Below are 20,486 nucleotides of genomic sequence, written 5' to 3'. Positions count from 1 at the left end.
CTACCCTACAGACCGCGCGCGATCACCAGACGCTGGATGTCGCTGGTGCCTTCGTAGATCTGGCAGACGCGCACATCGCGGTAGATGCGCTCCACCGGAAAGTCCTTCAGATAGCCGTATCCGCCCAGCGTTTGAATGGCCGCCGAACATACTTTTTCGGCCATCTCCGACGCAAACAATTTCGCCATCGACGCTTCCATCAGCGCGGGCCTGCCGGCTTCGCGCAGCGCCGCCGCGTGCAACACCATCTGGCGCGCCGCGTGCAGTTGCGTCGCCATGTCCGCCAGCCGGAACGACACCGCCTGATGTTCGAAAATCGGTTTGCCGAAGGCCTGGCGCTCGCGTGCGTAATCGCGCGCGTATTCGAACGCGGCGCGCGCCATGCCCACTGACTGCGATGCAATGCCGATGCGGCCGCCTTCCAGATTGGCCAGCGCGATCTTGTAGCCCTCGCCTTCCGCGCCCAGGCGGTACGCGGCCGGAATGCGCATGTCTTCAAACGCGATGTGGCAGGTGTCCGACGCATGCTGGCCCAGTTTGTCTTCCACGCGCAGCACCTGATATCCCGGCGTATCGGTGGGCACGATGAACGCGGATATGCCGCGCTTGCCCGCCTCCGGATCCGTCACCGCGAACACGATCACCGTCTGCCCGCTTTTGCCCGACGTGATGAATTGCTTGGCGCCGTTCAGGATGTAGTCGTCGCCATCGCGGCGGGCGCGCGTACGCAGGCTGCTGGCGTCTGATCCGGCTTGCGGCTCGGTCAGCGCAAAGCCGCCGATGTGTTCGCCGCTTGCCAACGGGCGCAGGAACTGGTCCTTCTGCGCATCGGTGCCGAACTTAAGAATGGGCATGCACGCCACGGAATTGTGCACGCTCATGATGGTGGAACACGCGCCGCTGCCCGCCGCGATTTCTTCCAGCGCCACCGCATAGGACACGTAGCCGCTGGCGTTGCCGTCCCAGTCTTCCGGCACCAGCATGCCGAAGAATCCCAGCTGCGCCATTTCCTGGATGGCATCGGCGGGATAGTGGTGATCGCGGTCCCAGCGCTCGGCATTGGGCGCCAGGCGTTCTTGCGCAAAGCGGCGCGCCATATCCTGAATACTGAGCTGCTCTTCGTTCAACAACATGTTTTGTCTCCGGGGGTGGCGATGGCACGCGGGCGCCTGATGGGCGCCGAGCACCTTCTTTTTTTCGCACCGCGCGGGGTTGGGACGCGGCACGGAATCGAGAATACACCGTGCGCTGGCGCCTGCGTGGACCGCACGGTCCGTGAATTCGGCATCAAAGAACATTTCAGATTGCGTGAAAACCAATTGCCGCATTATCATGCAACTTACGAAGTATCTTGATAGCCAACGATAAGGAACCAGCCGATGAATTACGACGTCATCATCGTGGGCGGCAGCTTTGCCGGCCTGTCCGCCGCCATGCAATTGGCACGCGCCAGAAGACGCATTCTGCTGATCGACGGCGGCCAGCCCCGCAACCGTTTCGCCGCGCATTCCCACGGCTTTCTGGGCCAGGACGGCAGGGCCCCGCACGACATCGTGCAACTAGCCCGCGAACAGCTGGCGCGATATCCCAGCGTAAGTTTTTTGGACGGTGACGCGGTCAACGCCAGCGGCGAATTTGGTCGCTTTGAAGTTCGAATGGCGGATGGCCAGCAGCTGCGGGCCAAGCGCCTGATCCTGGCCACCGGCTTGCGCGACGAATTGCCCGCCGTGCCCGGCTTGCAAGAACGCTGGGGGCAGACAGTGCTGCATTGCCCTTATTGCCACGGCTATGAAACGGCCGGCCGGCCGTTGGGCGTGATGGCAGCGCATCCCATGTCGGCGCATCAGGCCGTGCTGCTGCCCGACTGGGGCCCCACCACGTACTTCACGCAAGGCCAGTTTGAACCGGACGCAGAACAGGCCGCCTTGATGGCCAAGCGCGGCGTGCGCATCGAACGCAGCCCCATCGTCGAATTGATGGGCGCGTCACCCTGCCTGGACGCCGTGAAGCTGGCCGACGGCCGGCGCATGGCCATCCACGCCCTGTTCGTCGCCAGCAAGACGCACATGGCCAGCCCACTGGCCGCGCAACTGGGATGTGCGTTTACCGACGGCCCGCTGGGCCCGTTGATTCGTGCGGACGATCTGCGGCAAACCAGCGTGGAAGGTGTCTTTGCCGCGGGCGACGCTGCCATCCCCATGAGCAACGCCACGCTTGCCAGTGCATCGGGGGTGATGGCGGGCGTGTGCGCGCACCATTCGCTGGTGATGGAATAAGCGGGTGTGGGCCGCGCATCAATCCACGCATCAATCCACGCATCATCCACGCTTCATCCGCGCTTCATCCGCGCATAAATACGCGCAGAAATTCGCGCACCAATCCGCCCATCAATCAGCGCGAGGCTCACTGCCGCGCCTTGAAGCACGCCGCCACGCTGGCATTCCAGTCTTGATGGAATTGCCGACGGTCGAAACCCGGCGCTTCCTGGCAGATCGCCGGTCCCGCCCGAAACATGGTCGAAAAGGTATGGAGAAAAAAGCCGGGTACAGGCAATACCGGTATTCGGACTTGCCTTGTTACCGCGTCGGTAAGGCAGAACAATGCGCGCACACCATGAATATCAGGATGGCTTCAAATGCGTATTTCGTTCTTGCACACCATTGATGGCAACCGGGCCGTATTTGAGCATGCGGCCGCCCAGGCGGGCGTGAATGCCGCGCAGCTGCGCCACGACGTGCGCCCGGACTTTCGGCAAGCCATAGACCAAGGACCGACGACGGATGACGCGTTGCACGATCGCATCAATGACGCCGTACAAAGCCTGGCCATCGATGCGGACGCCGTCATCGTGACCTGCGCCACGCTGGGCCCCGTGATTGACCAGATGCCCCAATTTCCCGTGCCGGTGATCCGCGCCGACGTGGCGCTGGCCATGGCGGCCACCCACGCGGGCGGATGTATCGTCGTGCTTTGCGCGGCGCCCTCCGCCGTGGACGCCAACCGGATGCTGTTCGAACACCATGCCAAGGCCAGCGGGGCAACGGTGGCCGTGCACCTGGTACCGGACGCGTGGGCGTTGTTCCAGGCCGGCGATATGCCCGCCTGCCTGCAAGCCTGCGCAAACGCGGCGCAAGAGGCCTATGACCGAGGCGCCGACGTGGTGGCGTTTGCACATCCTTGGATGGCCGACGCCGGGGCGATGGTGCAGGGACAACGGCGGCCCCTGGACGCAGCGCGGGCGGGTTTGCAGGCCGCTTTGCAACTGCCCATCCGCTCAAGCAACATCGTCCACGGATGACGGCTACGGCCATCCGTGGACGATGCTTGCGGTGGCGGGATCGGCGGCGTGGGCCTAGGTTGCTGCCTTCAATGCCCTCAGTGCCTGCATTGCGTGCACTGCCTGCGCCGTCCTGCCCTTACCGGACCTTGCCCTCCTTCCAGGCCGCCAGCAGCTTTTCATACGGGATGGTTTCGCCCTTGGGCTTTTCGTTGGCCAGCTTTTTCCACGGCGCATGCTGGTCCGACAGCCACTTGGATGGGTCGCTCTTGGCGTTCAGCTTGGGCGCGCATTGCGCCATGCCTGCCCGCTCCAGGCGCGCCATCACCTGATCCATCTCGTTGGCCAGGTTGTCCATGGCGGCCTGCGGCGTTTTTTCGCCGGTGACCGCCGTGGCCACGTTCTTCCACCACAACTGCGCCAGCTTGGGGTAGTCGGGCACGTTGTTGCCGGTGGGCGTCCATGCCACACGTGCCGGGCTGCGATAGAACTCGATCAGCCCGCCGTAGTTGGGCGCGTTCTTGGTGAAGAACTCGCTGTGGATGTCGCTGTCGCGGATGAAGGTCAGGCCCGTGATGGATTTCTTCAAGGACACCGATTTCGACGTGACGAACTGCGCGTACAGCCAGGCCGCGGCCATCTTGTCGGGGTTGGTGGACTTGAAGAACGTCCACGAGCCCACGTCCTGATAGCCGTTCTGCATGCCATCCTTCCAGTACGGGCCATAGGGCGACGGCGCCATGCGCCACTTCGGCGTGCCGTCCTCGTTCACGACCGGCAACCCCTTCTTGGTCATGTCGGCGGTAAAGGCCGTGTACCAGAAGATCTGCTGGGCGATCTGGCCCTGGGCGGGCACCGGGCCGGACTCTGAAAACGTCATGCCCATGGCTTGCTGCGGCGCGTACTTTTTCATCCAGTCGATGTACTTGGTCAGCGCGTAGACGGCGGCCGGGCTGTTGGTGGCGCCGCCCCGCGAGACCGATGCGCCCACCGGCGTGCACTTGTCGTCGGCCACGCGGATGCCCCATTCGTCCACCGGCATGCCGTTGGGCAGGCCCTTGTCGGCCGCGCCCGCCATCGATAACCACGCATCGGTAAAGCGCCAACCCAGCGACGGGTCTTTCTTGCCGTAGTCCATGTGCCCATAGACCTTCTTGCCGTCGATTTCCTTGACGTCGTTCGAGAAGAAATCGGCAATGTCTTCGTAGGCCGACCAGTTGGTGGGCACGCCCAGGTCGTAGCCATACTTGGCCTTGAACTTGTCCTTCAAGTCCTGCCGGGCGAACCAGTCGGCGCGAAACCAATAGACGTTGGCAAACTGTTGGTCGGGCAATTGGTACAGCTTGCCGTCGGGCGCGGTGGTGAACTTGGTGCCGATGAAGTCCTTGATGTCCAGGTCGGGGTTGGTCCATTCCTTGCCCGCGCCGGCCATGTAGTCCGACAGCGGCAGGATGGCGCCGTAGCGGTAGTGGGTGCCGATCAGGTCCGAATCCGAAATCCAGCCGTCGTAGATGGATTTGCCCGACTGCATCGACGTCTGCAATTTTTCGACAACGTCGCCCTCCTGGATCAGGTCGTGGTTGACCTTGATGCCGGTGATTTCACTGAACGCCTTGGCCAGCGTCTTGGATTCGTACTCGTGCGTGGTGATGGTTTCCGACACCACGCTGATTTCGTTGACGCCCTTGGCACGCAGCTTGGCCGCCGCGTCCATGAACCATTTCATTTCGGCCATCTGCTGGTCTTTGGACAGCGTGGAAGGCTGGAACTCGGAATCCACCCACTTCTTCGCTTCCGGCTCGCCGGCCCAAGCCCCTGATGTTCCGATCAGGGCGATAGCGGCCGCCATGGCGTGCATGCGCAATTTCATGACCTGTCTCCTCGAATACGCTTCCCCTTCTGTTCTGCTGCGGACCTCTGGCCGGGGAAGATGCGGGCCCGTAGTCCTTCAAAATTTTCCATCCCGATTCGGCAGGGGTCGATGCGCCCCTTCAGCCCTTTCTCATGATGAATGCCAGCAACAGCATGGACGCCACAAAGCTGATCCACACCGATGGCGGCTCATCCAGCGAAAACCATTCCACCGCCTTTTGCCCGAACCCCAGGAAAGCCAGGTTCAGCCAGGCCGCGGCCATCAGCCCGATAAACAGCCTGTCACCACGTGTGGTGCGCAGCGGCAGGAAGCCCTTGCGTTCGACCGTGGGCGATTTCAATTCCCACACCGTCATGCCCACCAGCATCAGCACGATGCAGGAAAAGAACACGGCGACGGGGGTGGTCCAAACCATCCAGCTGAACATGGCGGCCCCTTTTCTACACGCGGCCCATCGCGAAGCCCTTCGCGATGTAGTGGCGCACGAACCAGATGACGATGCCCCCCGGCACGATGGTCAACACGCCGGCTGCCGCCAGCACGCCCCAGTCCATGCCCGAGGCCGACACGGTGCGCGTCATGGTGGCCACGATGGGCTTGGCGTTGACCGAGGTCAGCGTGCGGGCCAACAGCAATTCCACCCAACTGAACATAAAGCAGAAAAACGCCGCCACGCCCACGCCGGACTTGATCAGCGGCAGGAAGATCGTCAGGAAAAAACGCGGAAAGGAATAGCCGTCCACATACGCGGTTTCGTCGATTTCGCGCGGCACGCCGGACATGAAGCCTTCCAGAATCCAGACCGCCAGCGGCACGTTGAACACCAGGTGCGCCAGCGCCACGGCCAGGTGCGTGTCCATCAGGCCGAACGAGCTGTACAGCTGAAAGAACGGCAACAGGAACACGGCGGGCGGCGTCATGCGGTTGGTCAGCAGCCAGAAGAACACGTGCTTGTCGCCGATGAAGCGATAGCGCGAAAACGCATAGGCGGCGGGCAGCGCCACGGCCAACGAAATCACCGTGTTGATGACGACGTAGATCAAAGAATTGATGTAGCCCGAATACCAGGCACGGTCCGTGAAGATGGTGCGGTAATGCTCGAACGTGAAGTCACGCGGCCACAGCGTCAGCGTGCTGACGATTTCGGTATTGGTCTTGAACGACATGTTCAGCATCCAATACAGCGGCAGGATGGCGAACACCAGGTAAAGCAGCAGGAAGGCGGAACGCCACCAGGTGGATTGGTCACGCATGGGGATGCTCCTCGTCCAGGCCGCCGGCCGTGCCCGCGCGCTGCATCCAGTTGTAGAGGACGAAGCACAGCAGCAGGATGATCAAAAAGTAGATGATCGAGAACGCCGCGGCGGGCCCCAGGTCGAACTGGCCCACGGCCTTTTGCGTCAGGTATTGCGACAGGAACGTCGTGGCGTTGCCGGGCCCGCCGCCCGTCAGCACGAAGGGTTCGGTGTAGATCATGAAGCTGTCCATGAAGCGCAGCAGCACGGCAATCATCAGCACGCCGCGCATCTTGGGCAGCTGGATGTAGCGAAACACCGCCAGCCGCGACGCGCCGTCGATGCGCGCGGCCTGGTAGTAGGCATCGGGAATGGCGCGCAGGCCCGCGTAGCACAGCAGCGCCACCAGCGGCGTCCAGTGCCACACGTCCATCACCAGCACCGTCACCCAGGCGTCCACGTCATTGCCGGTGTAGTTGTAGTCCACCCCCAGCCAGGACAGCGTCGCGCCCAGCAGCCCGATGTCGGTGCGGCCGAACACCTGCCAGATGGTGCCCACGACGTTCCATGGGATCAGCAGCGACAGCGCAATGATGACCAGCACGGCTGACGCGCGCCAGCCGCCTGCCGGCATCGACAGCGCCAGCAAAATGCCCAACGGAATTTCAATGGCCAGCACCGCCAGCGAAAACCCGATCTGGCGGAACAAGGCGCCGTGCAGCTCTTCGTCTTGCAGCACGGCGGCAAACCATTCCGTGCCGACGAACACGCGCCGTTCGGGCGAAATGATGTCCTGCACCGAGTAATTGACGATGGTCATCAGCGGCAGGATGGCCGAGAACGCCACGCACAGCACCACGGGCAGAACCAGGAACCAGGCCCGGTGATCGATAGGCTTCATGGGATCAGCACCTCGTCGCGATAAAAGCAGGTGTGCGGGTTCAACACCGACAGCCAGACGGTGCCGCCGGCGGCCACCGGCACGATGTTGCTGCCCAGGCGGGCGCGCACGGGCGTGCCTTCGAAATCGGCCACCAGCAAGGTGTAGGTGCCCACGTCCTGCACGCGGTCGACGCGCATCGCCACGGCGCCCGGCGCGGTCGCGTCGGTCAGGCGCAGGTATTCGGGCCGCACGCCCAGCTTGATGGCGCCCGTGCCCGCCAGCTTTGTCGCAAGCTGCGGCGCGGCGCCGGGCACGCGCGTGTTGCCGACCCACAGCGCGTCATCGCGCCATTGCGCGGGCAGGAAGTTCATGCCCGGCGAACCGATGAAGTGCCCGACAAAGGTGTGCGCCGGTCGCTGGAACAGATCGTCGGCGCTGCCGACCTGCACGGCGCGCCCGCGCGCCATCACCATCACCTGGTCGGCAAAGGTCAGCGCCTCGGTCTGGTCGTGCGTCACGTAGATCAGCGTCAGCTTGAATTCGTGATGAATTTCCTTGAGCTTGCGCCTCAGCTCCCACTTCAGCTGGGGGTCAATCACCGTCAAGGGTTCGTCGAACAGAATGGCCGAGACGTCGCTGCGCACCAGCCCGCGCCCTAGCGAGATCTTCTGCTTGGCATCGGCCGTGAGGCCGCTGGCGCGGCGGTCCAGCACATGCGACATCTCCAGCATTTCGGCGATGCGGCCCACGCGTTCGCGGATGCGCTCGGGCGGCACGCCCCGATTGCGCAGCGGAAACGCCAGGTTGTCCGCCACCGTCATCGTGTCGTAGACCACCGGAAACTGGAACACCTGGGCGATGTTGCGTGCCTGCGGGCTCTTGGCCGTAACGTCCCGGCCGTCAAACAAAATGCGCCCGTGCGAGGGCCGCAGCAAGCCCGACACGCAGTTCAGCAGCGTGGTCTTGCCGCAGCCCGACGGCCCCAGCAAGGCATAGGCCCCGCCATCGCGAAAGGTGAACGTCAGCGGCAACAGCGCGTAGTCCTCGTCGGCCTTGGGGTTGGCCACATAGGAATGGGAAAGGTCCAGCTCGATCTGCGCCATCAGGCCGCCTCCCCCGCGCCGGCGGGTTGGCGCGGCGCGGCCAGCAAGGCGCCGCCGGCGTCAAAGGCATAGGTTTGGGCCGGGTCGAAGTACAGTTGCACGCGTTCGTCCAGCGTGTAGCGGTGCACGCCGGGTAGCTGCGCGACCACGTCGCCCGCAGCCGTGCTGGCGTGCACGTAGGTGTCCGACCCGGAAATTTCAGCCAGCTTCACCACGCCGGGCAGACCGATGTGGCCCGGGCGCGGTTCCACGTCCAGGGCCCCCGCGCGCAGTCCCGCCGTGATGTCCGCGCCCGCGTTGCCCGGCAGCGCGCGGTCTACGGCCAGCTGGCCTTGCAGCACGAAGCCGGCGCCGGTGCGCCGCGCGGGGAACAGATTCATGGGCGGGTCGCTGAACGCGCGCGCCACGCGGATGGAATTGGGGCGGTGAAAGACCTGGGCGGTGGGGCCGTATTGCAACAGTTCGCCCGCGTCCAGCACGGCGGTGTGGCCGCCCAGCAACAGGGCTTCGCCGGGTTCGGTGGTGGCGTAGACGACCGTGGAGCGCCCTTCCGCGAACAACTCCGAAAGCTCGTCGCGCAATTCCTCGCGCAGCTTGTAGTCCAGGTTGACCAGCGGTTCGTCCAGCAGGATCAGCGGCGCGTCCTTGACCAGCGCCCGGGCCAGAGCCACGCGCTGCTGCTGCCCCCCGGACAGTTCGGCGGGATAGCGGGCCAGCAGATGGTCAATATGCAGCCGCGCCGCCATGGCGCGGACTTTTTCGCCGATGTCCTTTTCGCCGCGCAGCTTCAAAGGCGAGGCAATGTTGTCGTAGACCGACATGGACGGGTAATTGATGAACTGCTGGTAGACCATCGCCACGTTGCGCTGGCGCACCGGGACGCCGGTAACGTCGGCGCCATCGACCAGCACGCGGCCTTCGGTGGGCCGGTCCAGCCCGGCCATGATGCGCATCAACGAGGTCTTGCCTGCCAGGGTGACCCCCAGCAACACCGTCATGGCGCCGGGCACGGGCGCCAGGCTCATGGGAGTCAGGTGCGTTTGCGAGCCGGCCCGCAAGGCGATCCTGTCCAAGGTCAGCTGCATGGTGTCTCCTCTACCTACTTATACGTCCCTGTTTTTTCAACGGACTTCGGTATTCGGTACAGCGTCCCAGCCATTGCGCGCGGTGGCGCAACAGGATGAGCATACTCTTTCACACGGCTTTCGTTTTTTGTGCGTTTTACCCAAGAAGCGAACAAAAAACAATCTTGCACTGCGGCATTATTTTTCGCTTTTGTTGTTTTATCATGCGAACATGACACTGAATCCACGACAAAGCGCCTTGGTCGAAATGGTGCGAGCCCAAGGCTCGGCCACGATCGAAGAGCTTGCCAAACGTTTTGACGTCACGCTGCAAACCGTGCGGCGCGACGTGAACATCCTTTCCGAAGCGGGCATGCTGTCGCGCTTTCACGGCGGCGTGCGCATCGAAGCGTCCACCATCGAGAACATTGCCTACCGCAAGCGCCAAGGGCTGCACGCCGCCGGCAAGCAGCGCATTGCCGAAGCGGTGGCGCGGGCGGTGCCGGACGGCTGTTCGCTGATCCTGAACATCGGCACCACCACCGAGGCCATCGCGCGCGCCCTGCTGCGCCATCGCGGCCTGCGCGTCATCACCAACAACCTGCACGTGGCGGACATCCTGTCGGACAACCCGGACTGCGAAGTCATCGTGGCAGGCGGCGTGGTGCGCTCGCGCGACCGTGGCATCGTGGGGGAAGCCACCATGGACTTCATCCGCCAGTTCAAGGTCGATATCGGCCTGATCGGCATTTCGGGCATCGAAGCCGACGGCACGCTGCGCGATTACGACTTCCGCGAAGTGCGCGTGGCCCGGACCATCATCGAGCAATCGCGCGAGGTCTGGCTGGCGGCGGACAGCAGCAAGTTCAAGCGCCAGGCGATGGTTGAACTGGCGCACATTTCACAAATCGACCGCTTCTTCACCGACGCGCATCCGCAAGAACCGCTGGCCCAGGTGCTGCTGGATTCGGGCGTGCGCTGCGAAGTGGCGGCGGCGCCCAATGCCAATGCACTGAGCGCGCCCGGCACGCCCAACGCTTCCAGCGCTTCCAGCCCGGCCGGCGCGCAAGGCCCCACGAACACCTCGGCACCCAACGCTTGAAAAAACGCACGGGACCCGGGCTTATCCCCGCCACCCGCGCCTGGCACGAAACCACCCTGCTTTTACCTGGCGGCCCTGCCGCGACAACTTATGAACCAACCCCTAGCCAACGTCACCCCGCCCGATCGCAACCGCCTGCTGTCCACCTTGGACAACACGCCGTCCTGGGACGTCATCGTCATCGGCGGCGGCGCAACGGGCCTGGGCACCGCCGTGGACGCGGCCTCACGCGGCTACCGCACCTTGCTGATCGAAGGCGCGGACTTTGCCAAGGGCACGTCCAGCAAGGCGACCAAGCTTGTGCACGGCGGCGTGCGCTACCTGGCGCAAGGCAACGTCAGCCTGGTGCGTGAAGCGCTGCACGAGCGCGGCCTCTTGAACCGCAACGCGCCGCATCTGGTGTGGCCGCTGGGCTTCGTGGTGCCCGCCTACAACCTGTTCGACCAGCCCTTCTACGGCATCGGCCTGAAGATGTACGACATGTTGGCGGGCAAGCTGAACCTGGCGCCCAGCCGCTGGTTGTCGCGCCGCGACACCCTGGCCAACGCGCCGACGCTGGCCGAAAAGGTCAACGGGCGTGGCTTGAAGGGCGGCGTGCTGTATTACGACGGCCAGTTCGATGACGCGCGCCTGGCGATGAGCCTGATGCGCACGTTGTTTGACCTGGGCGGCACGGCGGTGAACTATGTGCGCGCCACCGGCCTGAGCACCACCAACGGCAAGGTTGACGGCGTGACCGCGCAGGACGTGATCGGCGGCGCCAGCTTCTCGCTGCGCGCGCGCTGCGTCATCAACGCCACCGGCGTGTGGGTGGATGCGGTGCGCCGCATGGAAGACAAGAACGCGGCCACGATGGTGGCGCCCAGCCAGGGCGTGCACCTGACCTTGCCGCGCGAGTTCCTGCCCGGCAATCGCGCCATCCTGATCCCCAAGACCGACGACGGCCGCGTGCTGTTCGTGGTGCCATGGAACGGCCACACCATCGTGGGCACCACCGACACGCCGCGCGGCGACCTGCCGCTGGACCCGGAAGCCGGTGCGCAGGACGTGGATTTCATCCTGAACACGGCGGCGCGCTACCTCAGCCGCAAACCCACGCGCGACGACGTGACCAGCGTATGGTCGGGCCTGCGTCCGCTGGTCAAGGCCACCGGCGACGCCGCCACCAAGCAGTTGTCGCGCGAGCACACCATCCTGGTGTCCAACGCGGGCTTGGTGACGGTAACGGGCGGCAAGTGGACCACCTACCGCCGCATGGCGCAGGACGTGGTGGACACCGCGATTCAGCATCAGCTGCTGACGCAGGCATCGTGCCGCACGGAATCGTTGCCGCTGCATGGCGCGTCCGGCCTGGCCCCGTCGCAGGAACACGCCGGCACGCCGGACAGCTATTACGGCAGCGACCTGGCTACCCTGAAAGCCCTGCCCGGCGCCGAACGCATGCTGGTCAAGGCCAGCGGCTTGTCCGAGGCGCATGTGCGCTTTGCGGCGCGGTTTGAATTGGCGCACAGCGCCGAAGACGTGCTGGCGCGCCGCAACCGCGCGCTGTTCCTGGACGCCGAAGCCGCGATGCTGGCCGCGCCCGAAGTGGCCCGCATCCTGGCCGAAGAGTTGGGCCACGACGCGGCCTGGCAGCAACGCACGTTGCAGGAACTGGCGGTCGTTGCCGCGACGTATCGGCTGTAGAACGGGTGGGCGGCCGGGGCGCAAAACACGCCCCGCCCGCCCTTGCGCCAACTTTGCGCCGCCTTGACGCGGCTTTACGGGACTTTCAGCCGGCTGTGCTGAATCATGCTTTCGAACACGCGCAACAGGTCAGGGTCGCATTTTGCTCCGGCCTCGCGATGCAGGATGGCCATGATTTCAGTGTGCGAGCGCGCCGGATGATAAGGGCGTGAATCGCCCAGCGCATCATAGGAATCCGCCAGGGAAATGATGCGTGAAAGCATCGGGATATCGTGGTGCGCCAGCCCCGCCGGATACCCGGACCCATCGAAATGCTCGTGATGATGGCGCACGGCCTGCGCGATGAGCTCGCGTTGCGGCAAGTCGGTGTGCAGGATGATGTCGGCGCCAACCGCTGCATGCGCCTTCATGATTTCCCGATCGTCTTTTTCCAACCGGTGCGGGGCGTACAGCACGCGGTCCGGCGTGCCGATCTTGCCCACGTCGTGCAGGCGCGCGGCCACGGCCACTGCCCGCTGTTCGTCTTCGTTCAACCCACACGCCTGGGCCAACGCCACGCATAGCGCGACCACGCGGTTGCAGTGCCGGCCGGTGGCCGGGTCTCGCGCCTGCATGGCCGCAAACAACGCGGCTTCGCAGGAACCTGAATCTAGGGGTACGTCTGGGGGCATCAAGGAAGGCGCGGCACCGCGTTGAGACGCCGCATTTGTATCGGAAAGTCGCAATTCTGACACAATGTGCTCCCGCCCTGACCAAGCAGCCGACGGGCGTACAAGCGGCGCAGATCAAAGCTTTGGCCAGGAGCGGCCCCGGCCCGCGCCGCTTACCGGACGATTTCAGCGCTTGAGCCGCTCCAGCAGGGCCTCGGCGACCGCCACCGACGACGCCGGATTTTGCCCGGTGACCAGCAAGCCATCGCAGACCACATACGGCTGCCAGTCCGGCCCACGGCTGTACAAACCGCCCAGACGGGTCAGCTCGTCTTCAACCAAAAACGGCACCACGTCGGTCAATTGCACCGCCGCTTCCTCGCTGTTGGTAAAGCCCGTGACTTGACGCCCCTGCACCAGCGGCTTGCCGTCGGCCGTCTTGGCATGGCGCAGCACGCCGGGCGCGTGGCACACCGCCGATACCGGCTTGCCCGCCGCCAGCATGGTTTCGATCAGGGCAACGGATTTGGCATCTTCCGCCAGATCCCACAGCGGGCCGTGACCGCCCGGGTAGAACACCGCGTCGTAATCCGCCGCCTGCACGTCGGCCAACCGCTGAGTGCCGGCCAGCACGCGTTGGGCATCGGCGTCCTGGCGAAAGCGGCGCGTGGCGTCGGTCTGCGCGTCGGGGTCGTCGCTCTTGGGGTCCAGCGGCGGCTGGCCGCCTTTGGGCGAAGCCAGTGTCACTTGCGCGCCCGCGTCCAAAAACGCGTAATAAGGCGCGGCAAACTCTTCCAGCCAGAAGCCCGTTTTGCGGCCGGTGTTGCCCAGCGTGTCGTGGGATGTCAGCACGATCAGGATTTTCATGTTGCGCTCCGTGTGATTGCGCGCTTATTCGTCCGGGCCGACGCGCACGATGCGCTTGCCCGCGTTTTCGCCTTTAAGCAGGCCGATCAGGCCGCGCGGCGCGTTCTCAAGCCCCTCGACCACGTCTTCGCGATACTTGATGCGGCCTTGCGCGATCAGCCCTTCCATGGCCTCGCGGAATTCGCCATAGCGGTGTGCGTATTCGTTGAAGATGATGAAACCCTGCACCTTCAGGCGCTTGGTCAGAATGGTGCGCATGAGCAGCGCCAGGCGGTCCGGGCCGTCGGGCAGGCTGGTGGCGTTGTAGGCAGAGATCAAGCCGCAGACCGGCACACGCGCGCGCGGGTTCAATAGCGGCAACACGGCATCGAACACCGCGCCACCCACGTTCTCGAAGTAGACGTCGATGCCTTGCGGCACGGCGCGCGCCAGCCGGCCTGCCAGGTCGGGCGCCTTGTGGTCCAGGCAGTCGTCAAAGCCCAGCTCGTCGACCACATAGCGGCATTTGTCCGCGCCGCCCGCAATGCCCACGACCTTGCAGCCATGGATTTTGGCGATCTGGCCCACTACCGCGCCCACCGCGCCGCTGGCCGCGGCCACCACCACCGTTTCGCCCGCCTTGGGTTGGCCGATGTCCAGCAGCCCCATGTAGCCGGTGAAGCCGGGCATGCCCAGTACGCCCAGCGAATACGACGGATGCTGCGGCTTGGCGCCCAGGCGCAACAGGCCGGTGCCGTCCGACACCGCGTAGTCCTGCCAGCCGGACTGCGCCAGCACCCATTCGCCGGCCTTGAATTCGGGGTGGTTGGACGCCTGCACGCGGCAGACCGTGCCGCCGACCATGGGCTGGCCGATCTGGACGGGTTCGGCGTAGGAAGGCGCGTCGCTCATGCGGCCGCGCATGTAGGGGTCAAGCGACAAGTAGACCGTGCGCAGCAGTACCTGGCCGGGCCCGGGTTGCGGCACGTCGCCTGTTTCCAGGCGGAAATCGTTGTCGGTGGGTTCGCCATGCGGGCGTGCGGCAAGCACGATGCGGCGGTTGATTGACGAGGATTGCGTCATTGAAGTCCAGCCTCCAGGGGAAGCCGCCCAAGGTCTTGCAGGCAATGCCCGGGGCAGCAAGATGGGGAACCGAGCCATTACACCATCGATGTCGGCCGACCTGCTTTGTAACCCTGATGCTTGCCCCTCTTTTAATTAATTAAAAGATTAATTAAACTGCGCGACATGAACAAATCGCTGTCCGCGTCTGCCCCCTCCCCCATTGACGCGCCGCGCGCGCGCCGCCCCGGCCGCCCCGCCCGCCCCGACGCCGCCGCCATGCGCGAACAATTGCTGGACATTGCCACGGGCCTGTTCGCGGCCCAGGGCGTGGCCGCCACCACCATCGCGCACATCGCCCAGCGCGCGGCCGTCACGCCGGCCATGCTGCATTACTACTTCAAAAGCCGCGACCAATTGATCGACGCCGTCGTGCTTGAGCGCGTCGTGCCGGTAATCGGTTTTGTGTGGTCGCCCGTTCCGCTAGCGTCGGAGGCCGAAGGCGACGACGGCAAGTCACCGTCGCCGGCGCTTGCCGCAAGCCTCGACCCGGCCACTGCCGCGCGCGCTTACCTGGTCGAAATCGTGAAGCGCATTGTGCAAAGCGCGACCGAGCGGCCGTGGCTGCCCGCACTGTGGATCCATGAAGTGGTGAACGAAGGCGGCCAATTGCGTGAACGCGTGCTGCCCCACGTGCCCACCGAACGGCTGGCGGCTTTCGCCACCGTGATCGGTCAGGCGCAGCAACGCGGCGCCACCACGCCCGGTGTCGAACCGCGCCTGGTGTTCCTTTCCATCCTGGGGCTGACGCTGTTGCCGCTGGCCACCTCGAACCTGTGGCGGCGCCTGTGGCAAGGCGATCCGCCCATGCAGGCCATCGATACCGATGCAATCGCCGACCACGCCATCGCCATGCTGACCGGTGGCCTGTTCTCGCCGCCTGCCCACCCCGCCGCCGCGACCTGACCATGCCCACCCTGCGCCCCCGACCTGCCCTTTTTCGTATCGCCCCCGCCCTGCCGACGCTGGCGCTGGGGTTGCTGCTGGCCGGCTGCGGCCAGGATGCCGCGCCTTTCTACCAAGGTTATGTGGAAGGCGACTACGTCTATGTGGCGTCGTCCGAAGCGGGCCGCCTGGACGCGCTGGCCGTCAAGCGCGGGCAACAGGTGGACGCCAACGCGCCGCTGTTTGCGCTGGAGGCCACGCGCGAACGCGCCGCCCGCGACCAGGCCAGCGCGCAGCTTGCCGCCGCCATCGCGCAGCTGGAAGACATCGGCACCGGCAAGCGCCCGGCGGAAATCGATGTCAGCCGCGCACAGTTGGCGCAGGCCGAAGCCGCCAGCCGGCGTTCCGCCGCGCAACTGCAACGCGATAACGCGCAGTTCCGCGTGGGCGGCATCGCCCGGGCGCAGTTGGATGACAGCCGTGAACAAGCCCAATCGGACGCCGCGCGCGTGCGCGAACTGCGCGCGCAGCTGGAAGTGGCCAGGCTGCCGGGGCGCGAGGATCAGCGCGTGGCGCAGGCGGCCACCGTCGAAGCGGCCCGCGCCACCTTGGCCCAGGCCGAGTGGACGCTTGCGCAAAAACAGCTGGCCGCACCGGCGGCCGGCAGAGTGTTCGACACGATGTACCGCGTGGGCGAATGGGTGTCGGCGGGCAGCCCCGTGGTCAGCCTGCTGCCACCCGGCAACATCAAGGTGCGTTTCTTCGTGCCCGAAACCGTGGTCGGCTCATTAAAAGCGGGGCAACAAGCCAGCCTGCGCTGCGACGGCTGCGGCGATCCGATACCCGTGCATATCGACTATGTGTCGGACCAGGCCGAATACACGCCGCCCGTGATCTACAGCCGCGAAAGCCGCGGCAAGCTGGTCTACATGGTGGAAGCGCGCCCCACGCCCGAAGCGGCGGCGCGGCTGCATCCCGGCCAACCGGTCGAGGCCACGCTGCAATGACCACACACCCGGGCCACCCCGCCGACCACCCCGCCGACGGTCAGCCGGCTCCGCCCGATTCCGGCAAGGCCGTGATCGACGTGCGCGGCTTGAACAAGCGCTTTGGCGACAAGCACGTGGTCAACGACGTAACGCTGCGCGTGCGGGAAGGCGAAATCTTCGGCTTCCTGGGCCCCAACGGCAGCGGCAAGACCACCTGCATCCGATTGATGTGCGGCCTGCTGACGCCGGATTCCGGCAGCGGCACCTGCCTGGGCTATGACATTGTGAAAGACAGCGCGCAGATCAAGCGCCACGTCGGCTACATGACGCAGAAGTTTTCGTACTGGGACGACCTGACGATCCGGGAAAACCTCGATTTTGTGGCGCGCATGTACGACATGCCGCAACGCCGCCAAACCGTGGACCGCGCCCTGGAAGACCTGGGCCTGCACAGCCGCGCCAATCAACTGACCGGCTCGTTGTCGGGGGGATGGAAGCAGCGGATGGCGCTGGCCGCCTGCCTGCTGCACGAACCGCGCCTGCTGTTGCTGGACGAACCGACGGCGGGCGTGGACCCGACGGCGCGGCGCGACTTCTGGGAACAGCTGCACGAATTGGCGGCGCGCGGCATCTCGGTGCTGGTCAGCACGCACTACATGGACGAGGCCGAACGCTGCCACAAGCTGGCCTATATCTCGTACGGCAAGCTGCTGACGCAAGGCACCGCCGAGCAGGTGATTGCCGAACAGCGCCTGTCCACCTGGGCCATCCACGGCCACAACTTGGTGCCGCTGGGCCAGCGCCTGCGCAGCGCGCCGGGCGTCGACCAGACGGTGGCGTTCGGCTCGGCGTTGCACGTCAGCGGCCAGAACGCCGAGCTGCTGGAACGCACCTTGCGCGACGCCATACGCGGCCAGGACCTGCGCCTGGAACGCATTGACACCAGCCTGGAAGACGTTTTCATCTTCTTGATGAACCGGTCCACCGACAACTTCGCGAGCCCGGCATGATGCGCCATCTGCAAGGCTTTTCGTGGGCGCGGTGGTGGAGCATGGTGCTGAAGGAATTCTTGCAGCTGCGCCGTGACCGCATCACGTTCGGCATGATCGTGGGCCTGCCCATCATGCAGTTGGCGTTGTTCGGCTACGCCATCAACACCGACCCCAAGCAGATGCCCACGGCGGTCATCACGGCCGACCACAGCCCGTTCACGCGCAGCTTCATCGCGGCGATGAAGTCGTCGGACTACTTCCACATCACCGAGGAACTGCGCGACGAAGAAGCCGGCCGCGCCGCGCTGGCGCAGGGCCGCGTGCTGTTCGTGGTGACCATACCGCCGGACTTTTCCCGCCGGCTGTTGCGCGGCGAACGGCCGGCATTGCTGATCGAAGCCGACGCCACCGACCCCATGGCCACCGGCATGGCGATTGGCGCGGCCACGCAGCTGACCCAGGCCGTGGCGCAAAAGGACCTGACCGGCCCGCTGGCCAATCTGGCGGGCGGGCAACCCCCTTTCGACGTGCGCGTGCACCGGCTTTACAACGAAGAGCAGATCTCGCAATACAACACCGTGCCGGGGCTGATGGGTGTGATCCTGACGATGACGCTGGTGATGATGACGGGCCTGGCCATGACGCGCGAACGCGAGCGCGGCACGATGGAAAACCTGCTGTCGATGCCGGTGCGCCCGCTGGAGGTCATGACCGGCAAGATCGTGCCGTACATCGCCATCGGCCTGATCCAGGCCACCATCATCCTGCTGGCCGCGCACTTCGTCTTCCATGTGCCGATCCTGGGCAGCCTGTTATCCGTGTACCTGGCGGCGCTGCTGTTCGTGGCGGCCAACCTGACGGTGGGCATCACGCTGTCGTCGCTGGCGCAGAACCAGTTGCAGGCCATGCAGCTGACCATGTTCTATTTTCTGCCCAACATGCTGCTGTCTGGCTTCATGTTCCCGTTCCAGGGCATGCCCATGTGGGCGCAGTACCTGGGCAACCTGCTGCCGCTGACGCACTTCAACCGGCTCATCCGCGGCATCCTGCTCAAAGGCAACGGCTGGTGGGATCTGTGGCCCAGCATCTGGCCCCTGATGCTGTTCACCGCGGTCGTGATGACCGCCGCCGTGAAGTTCTACCGCCGCACTCTGGATTGACGCGCCATGCCACGTTTTCCCCGTCCCTTTATGGTTTTTCGTTTGCGTGCGGTGGTGGTGGCGATGCGGCTGGCGGCGATCGGCCTGTCGGCCTTGACCACCGGATGCACCGTCGGACCTGATTTCACCTCGCCGAACCCACCCGCCGTGGCGTCCTACACGGCCGATGACAGCGCGCAACCCGCCCGTAGCGCACAACGCCTGCAACCGGGCGCCGACGTTCCCGCGCAATGGTGGCGGCTGTTCCGTTCGGATGCGCTGGACCAGTTGGTGCGCCAGGCGCTTGACGCCAGCCCCACGCTGGCCCAGGCGCGCGCCACGTTGCGGCAGGCCACCGAAGACCTGGACGCCGAAACCGGCGGCAGGCTGTTGCCGTCGGCCGATGCCAACCTGTCCGCCACGCGGCAAAAGGTGGACCCGTCGGCGTTCGGCGTGCCGGTAACGCAGCCGCCCCCGCCCTTCACGCTGTACAACGCGTCAATCGACGTGTCCTACACGCTGGACGTTTTCGGCGGCAACCGGCGCGCGCTGGAAGGCCTGGCGGCGCAGGTGGATTACCAGGCGCACGAACTGCAAGCGGCGCGCATGTCGTTAGCCGCCAACGTGGTGACGGCCGCCATCCGCCAGGCCGACCTGTCCGAACGCCTGGCCGCCACGCGCGATCTGCTGGACGCGCAGCAGCGCCAGCAGAACATCATGCGGCAACGCGTGGCGCTGGGCGGCGTGGCCGAGGCCGATTTGCGTAACCAGGAAGTGCTGGTGGCGCAAACGCGCGCCACGCTGCCGCCGCTGGAAAAGCAGCTGTCGCAAACCACGCATCAGCTGGCCGTGTACCTGGGCCAGCCGCCCGCCGCGCAGCGCACGCCGCCCCTGCGCCTGGCGGACCTGACCTTGCCGCCCGACATACCCACCGGCGTTCCGTCCGCGCTGACGCGCCAGCGGCCGGACATTCTTGCCGCCGAGGCGCTGTGGCACAAGGCGTCCGCCGACGTGGGCGTGGCCACCGCCAACCAGTACCCGCAGTTCACGCTCACCGCCAGTTTCGGTTCCCAGCGCACGCGCGCGGGCGATTTATCGGACGGCGTCAACGTGTGGAGCCTGGGCCTGGGGCTGGTGCAACCGCTGTTTCGCGGCGGCGAACTGCGCGCGCGCAAGCGTGCGGCGGAAGCGGGTTACGAAGCGGCCGCTGCCGCCTACCGCCAAACGGTGCTGGACGGATTCCGCCAGGTGGCCGACGCATTGCGCGCCGTGCAGACCGATGCCGATGCGTTCAGCGCCTACGACGACGCGTGGCGGCGCGCGGACGATGCGCTGCGCATCGCCCAGGGCCGCTATCAGGCGGGCGGCATCAGCCACCAAAGCCTGCTGGATAGTCAACGCCAACTGCTGCAAACCCGCATCGCGCGCAGCGAAGCCGACGCGGCTCGCTATGCCGACACGGCCGCGCTGTTGCAGGCGCTGGGCGGCGGCTGGTGGAACGAGCCGCAAAACCCGTAGAGCGGTTTTAACGCGTCGGCAGCGCACTTTTATGCACCGTTCGGGTGCGATTTTGGGCCGTTTTAACGCCGGTTGTTCAACCCCTAGTCAGCGGGCGGGCCGCGCCAATACGCCCTGGCGCT

General features: G+C 65.4%; 19 protein-coding genes. 9 read left to right on the top strand and 10 right to left on the bottom strand.

Annotation, left to right across the window (positions count from 1 at the left end):
* Positions 1-5: 5 nt before the first annotated feature.
* The gene (locus V6F88_RS03430; RefSeq protein ID WP_332607979.1) at positions 6-1,133 is read right to left on the bottom strand and encodes an acyl-CoA dehydrogenase family protein; all 1,128 of its coding nucleotides are present in this window, start codon (positions 1,131-1,133) and stop codon (positions 6-8) included.
* A gap of 246 nt (positions 1,134-1,379) precedes the next feature.
* Here V6F88_RS03430 and V6F88_RS03425 point away from each other — a divergent pair, with 246 nt between their 5' ends.
* Both V6F88_RS03425 and V6F88_RS03420 read left to right on the top strand, forming a co-directional pair.
* On the top strand, positions 1,380-2,276 hold the full coding sequence (locus V6F88_RS03425) for an NAD(P)/FAD-dependent oxidoreductase (RefSeq protein WP_332607977.1): 897 nt from the start codon (positions 1,380-1,382) through the stop codon (positions 2,274-2,276).
* Positions 2,277-2,635: 359 nt separating this feature from the next.
* Positions 2,636-3,298: an arylsulfatase gene (locus V6F88_RS03420; RefSeq protein ID WP_332607975.1), complete on the top strand. Its 663-nt coding sequence runs from the start codon at positions 2,636-2,638 to the stop codon at positions 3,296-3,298.
* A gap of 118 nt (positions 3,299-3,416) precedes the next feature.
* On the opposite strand, the gene V6F88_RS03415 is transcribed toward V6F88_RS03420, so the two are convergent.
* The 6 genes from V6F88_RS03415 to V6F88_RS03390 form a co-directional block, all read right to left on the bottom strand.
* A complete protein-coding gene (locus tag V6F88_RS03415) occupies positions 3,417-5,147 on the bottom strand; it encodes an ABC transporter substrate-binding protein (protein WP_046805022.1) in 1,731 nt (576 codons plus the stop codon).
* Between the two features lie 121 nt (positions 5,148-5,268).
* On the bottom strand, positions 5,269-5,577 hold the full coding sequence (locus V6F88_RS03410; protein WP_046805023.1) for a DUF2160 domain-containing protein: 309 nt from the start codon (positions 5,575-5,577) through the stop codon (positions 5,269-5,271).
* A 13-nt stretch (positions 5,578-5,590) separates the two neighbouring features.
* Entirely contained in the window at positions 5,591-6,403 is an 813-nt protein-coding gene (locus tag V6F88_RS03405) for a carbohydrate ABC transporter permease (RefSeq protein WP_332607973.1), read from the bottom strand.
* Positions 6,396-7,286 carry a carbohydrate ABC transporter permease gene (locus V6F88_RS03400; RefSeq protein WP_332607971.1) on the bottom strand — a complete coding sequence of 297 codons (891 nt, stop codon included), beginning with the start codon at positions 7,284-7,286 and terminating at the stop codon, positions 6,396-6,398. Before V6F88_RS03400 ends, V6F88_RS03405 begins: the two co-directional genes overlap by 8 nt.
* The gene (locus V6F88_RS03395; protein WP_332607969.1) at positions 7,283-8,371 is read right to left on the bottom strand and encodes an ABC transporter ATP-binding protein; all 1,089 of its coding nucleotides are present in this window, start codon (positions 8,369-8,371) and stop codon (positions 7,283-7,285) included. The genes V6F88_RS03400 and V6F88_RS03395 overlap by 4 nt, the downstream gene beginning before the upstream one ends.
* Complete coding sequence (locus tag V6F88_RS03390) at positions 8,371-9,456, bottom strand: ABC transporter ATP-binding protein (protein ID WP_332607967.1); 1,086 nt, start codon at positions 9,454-9,456, stop codon at positions 8,371-8,373. The genes V6F88_RS03395 and V6F88_RS03390 overlap by 1 nt, the downstream gene beginning before the upstream one ends.
* A 211-nt stretch (positions 9,457-9,667) precedes the next feature.
* Here V6F88_RS03390 and V6F88_RS03385 point away from each other — a divergent pair, with 211 nt between their 5' ends.
* Both V6F88_RS03385 and V6F88_RS03380 read left to right on the top strand, forming a co-directional pair.
* A complete protein-coding gene (locus V6F88_RS03385; protein WP_332607965.1) occupies positions 9,668-10,537 on the top strand; it encodes a DeoR/GlpR family DNA-binding transcription regulator in 870 nt (289 codons plus the stop codon).
* 90 nt (positions 10,538-10,627) lie between these two features.
* Positions 10,628-12,223, top strand: a complete 1,596-nt coding sequence (locus V6F88_RS03380) for a glycerol-3-phosphate dehydrogenase/oxidase (protein ID WP_332607963.1) — start codon at positions 10,628-10,630, stop codon at positions 12,221-12,223.
* A gap of 74 nt (positions 12,224-12,297) precedes the next feature.
* Here the strand turns inward: V6F88_RS03380 and V6F88_RS03375 are convergent, their stop codons facing one another.
* From V6F88_RS03375 to V6F88_RS03365, 3 genes are all read right to left on the bottom strand, one after another.
* Positions 12,298-12,894: an HD-GYP domain-containing protein gene (locus tag V6F88_RS03375; RefSeq protein WP_332607961.1), complete on the bottom strand. Its 597-nt coding sequence runs from the start codon at positions 12,892-12,894 to the stop codon at positions 12,298-12,300.
* A gap of 165 nt (positions 12,895-13,059) precedes the next feature.
* A complete protein-coding gene (locus V6F88_RS03370; RefSeq protein ID WP_332607959.1) occupies positions 13,060-13,740 on the bottom strand; it encodes a type 1 glutamine amidotransferase domain-containing protein in 681 nt (226 codons plus the stop codon).
* Between the two features lie 24 nt (positions 13,741-13,764).
* Positions 13,765-14,802: an NADP-dependent oxidoreductase gene (locus V6F88_RS03365; RefSeq protein WP_332607957.1), complete on the bottom strand. Its 1,038-nt coding sequence runs from the start codon at positions 14,800-14,802 to the stop codon at positions 13,765-13,767.
* Between the two features lie 165 nt (positions 14,803-14,967).
* On the opposite strand from V6F88_RS03365, the gene V6F88_RS03360 reads away from it, so the two are divergent.
* From V6F88_RS03360 to V6F88_RS03340, 5 genes are read left to right on the top strand one after another with little or no spacing between them, the layout of a single operon-like run.
* Positions 14,968-15,747: a TetR/AcrR family transcriptional regulator gene (locus tag V6F88_RS03360; RefSeq protein ID WP_332607955.1), complete on the top strand. Its 780-nt coding sequence runs from the start codon at positions 14,968-14,970 to the stop codon at positions 15,745-15,747.
* Between the two features lie 2 nt (positions 15,748-15,749).
* The gene (locus V6F88_RS03355) at positions 15,750-16,733 is read left to right on the top strand and encodes an HlyD family secretion protein (RefSeq protein WP_332607953.1); all 984 of its coding nucleotides are present in this window, start codon (positions 15,750-15,752) and stop codon (positions 16,731-16,733) included.
* The gene (locus V6F88_RS03350) at positions 16,730-17,725 is read left to right on the top strand and encodes an ABC transporter ATP-binding protein (protein WP_332607951.1); all 996 of its coding nucleotides are present in this window, start codon (positions 16,730-16,732) and stop codon (positions 17,723-17,725) included. The genes V6F88_RS03355 and V6F88_RS03350 overlap by 4 nt, the downstream gene beginning before the upstream one ends.
* Positions 17,722-18,867 carry an ABC transporter permease gene (locus V6F88_RS03345; RefSeq protein ID WP_332607949.1) on the top strand — a complete coding sequence of 382 codons (1,146 nt, stop codon included), beginning with the start codon at positions 17,722-17,724 and terminating at the stop codon, positions 18,865-18,867. The genes V6F88_RS03350 and V6F88_RS03345 overlap by 4 nt, the downstream gene beginning before the upstream one ends.
* A gap of 6 nt (positions 18,868-18,873) precedes the next feature.
* Positions 18,874-20,364 (top strand): efflux transporter outer membrane subunit, encoded by a 1,491-nt coding sequence (locus V6F88_RS03340; protein ID WP_442880143.1) that lies wholly within the window; start codon positions 18,874-18,876, stop codon positions 20,362-20,364.
* Positions 20,365-20,486: the final 122 nt, after the last annotated feature.

It is taken from the genome of Achromobacter sp. ESBL13, assembly GCF_036668755.1.
GTDB lineage: Bacteria > Pseudomonadota > Gammaproteobacteria > Burkholderiales > Burkholderiaceae_B > Achromobacter.
Note: the sequence above shows the minus strand (reverse complement) of the source record. Positions and strands in the feature narration are given on the sequence as shown.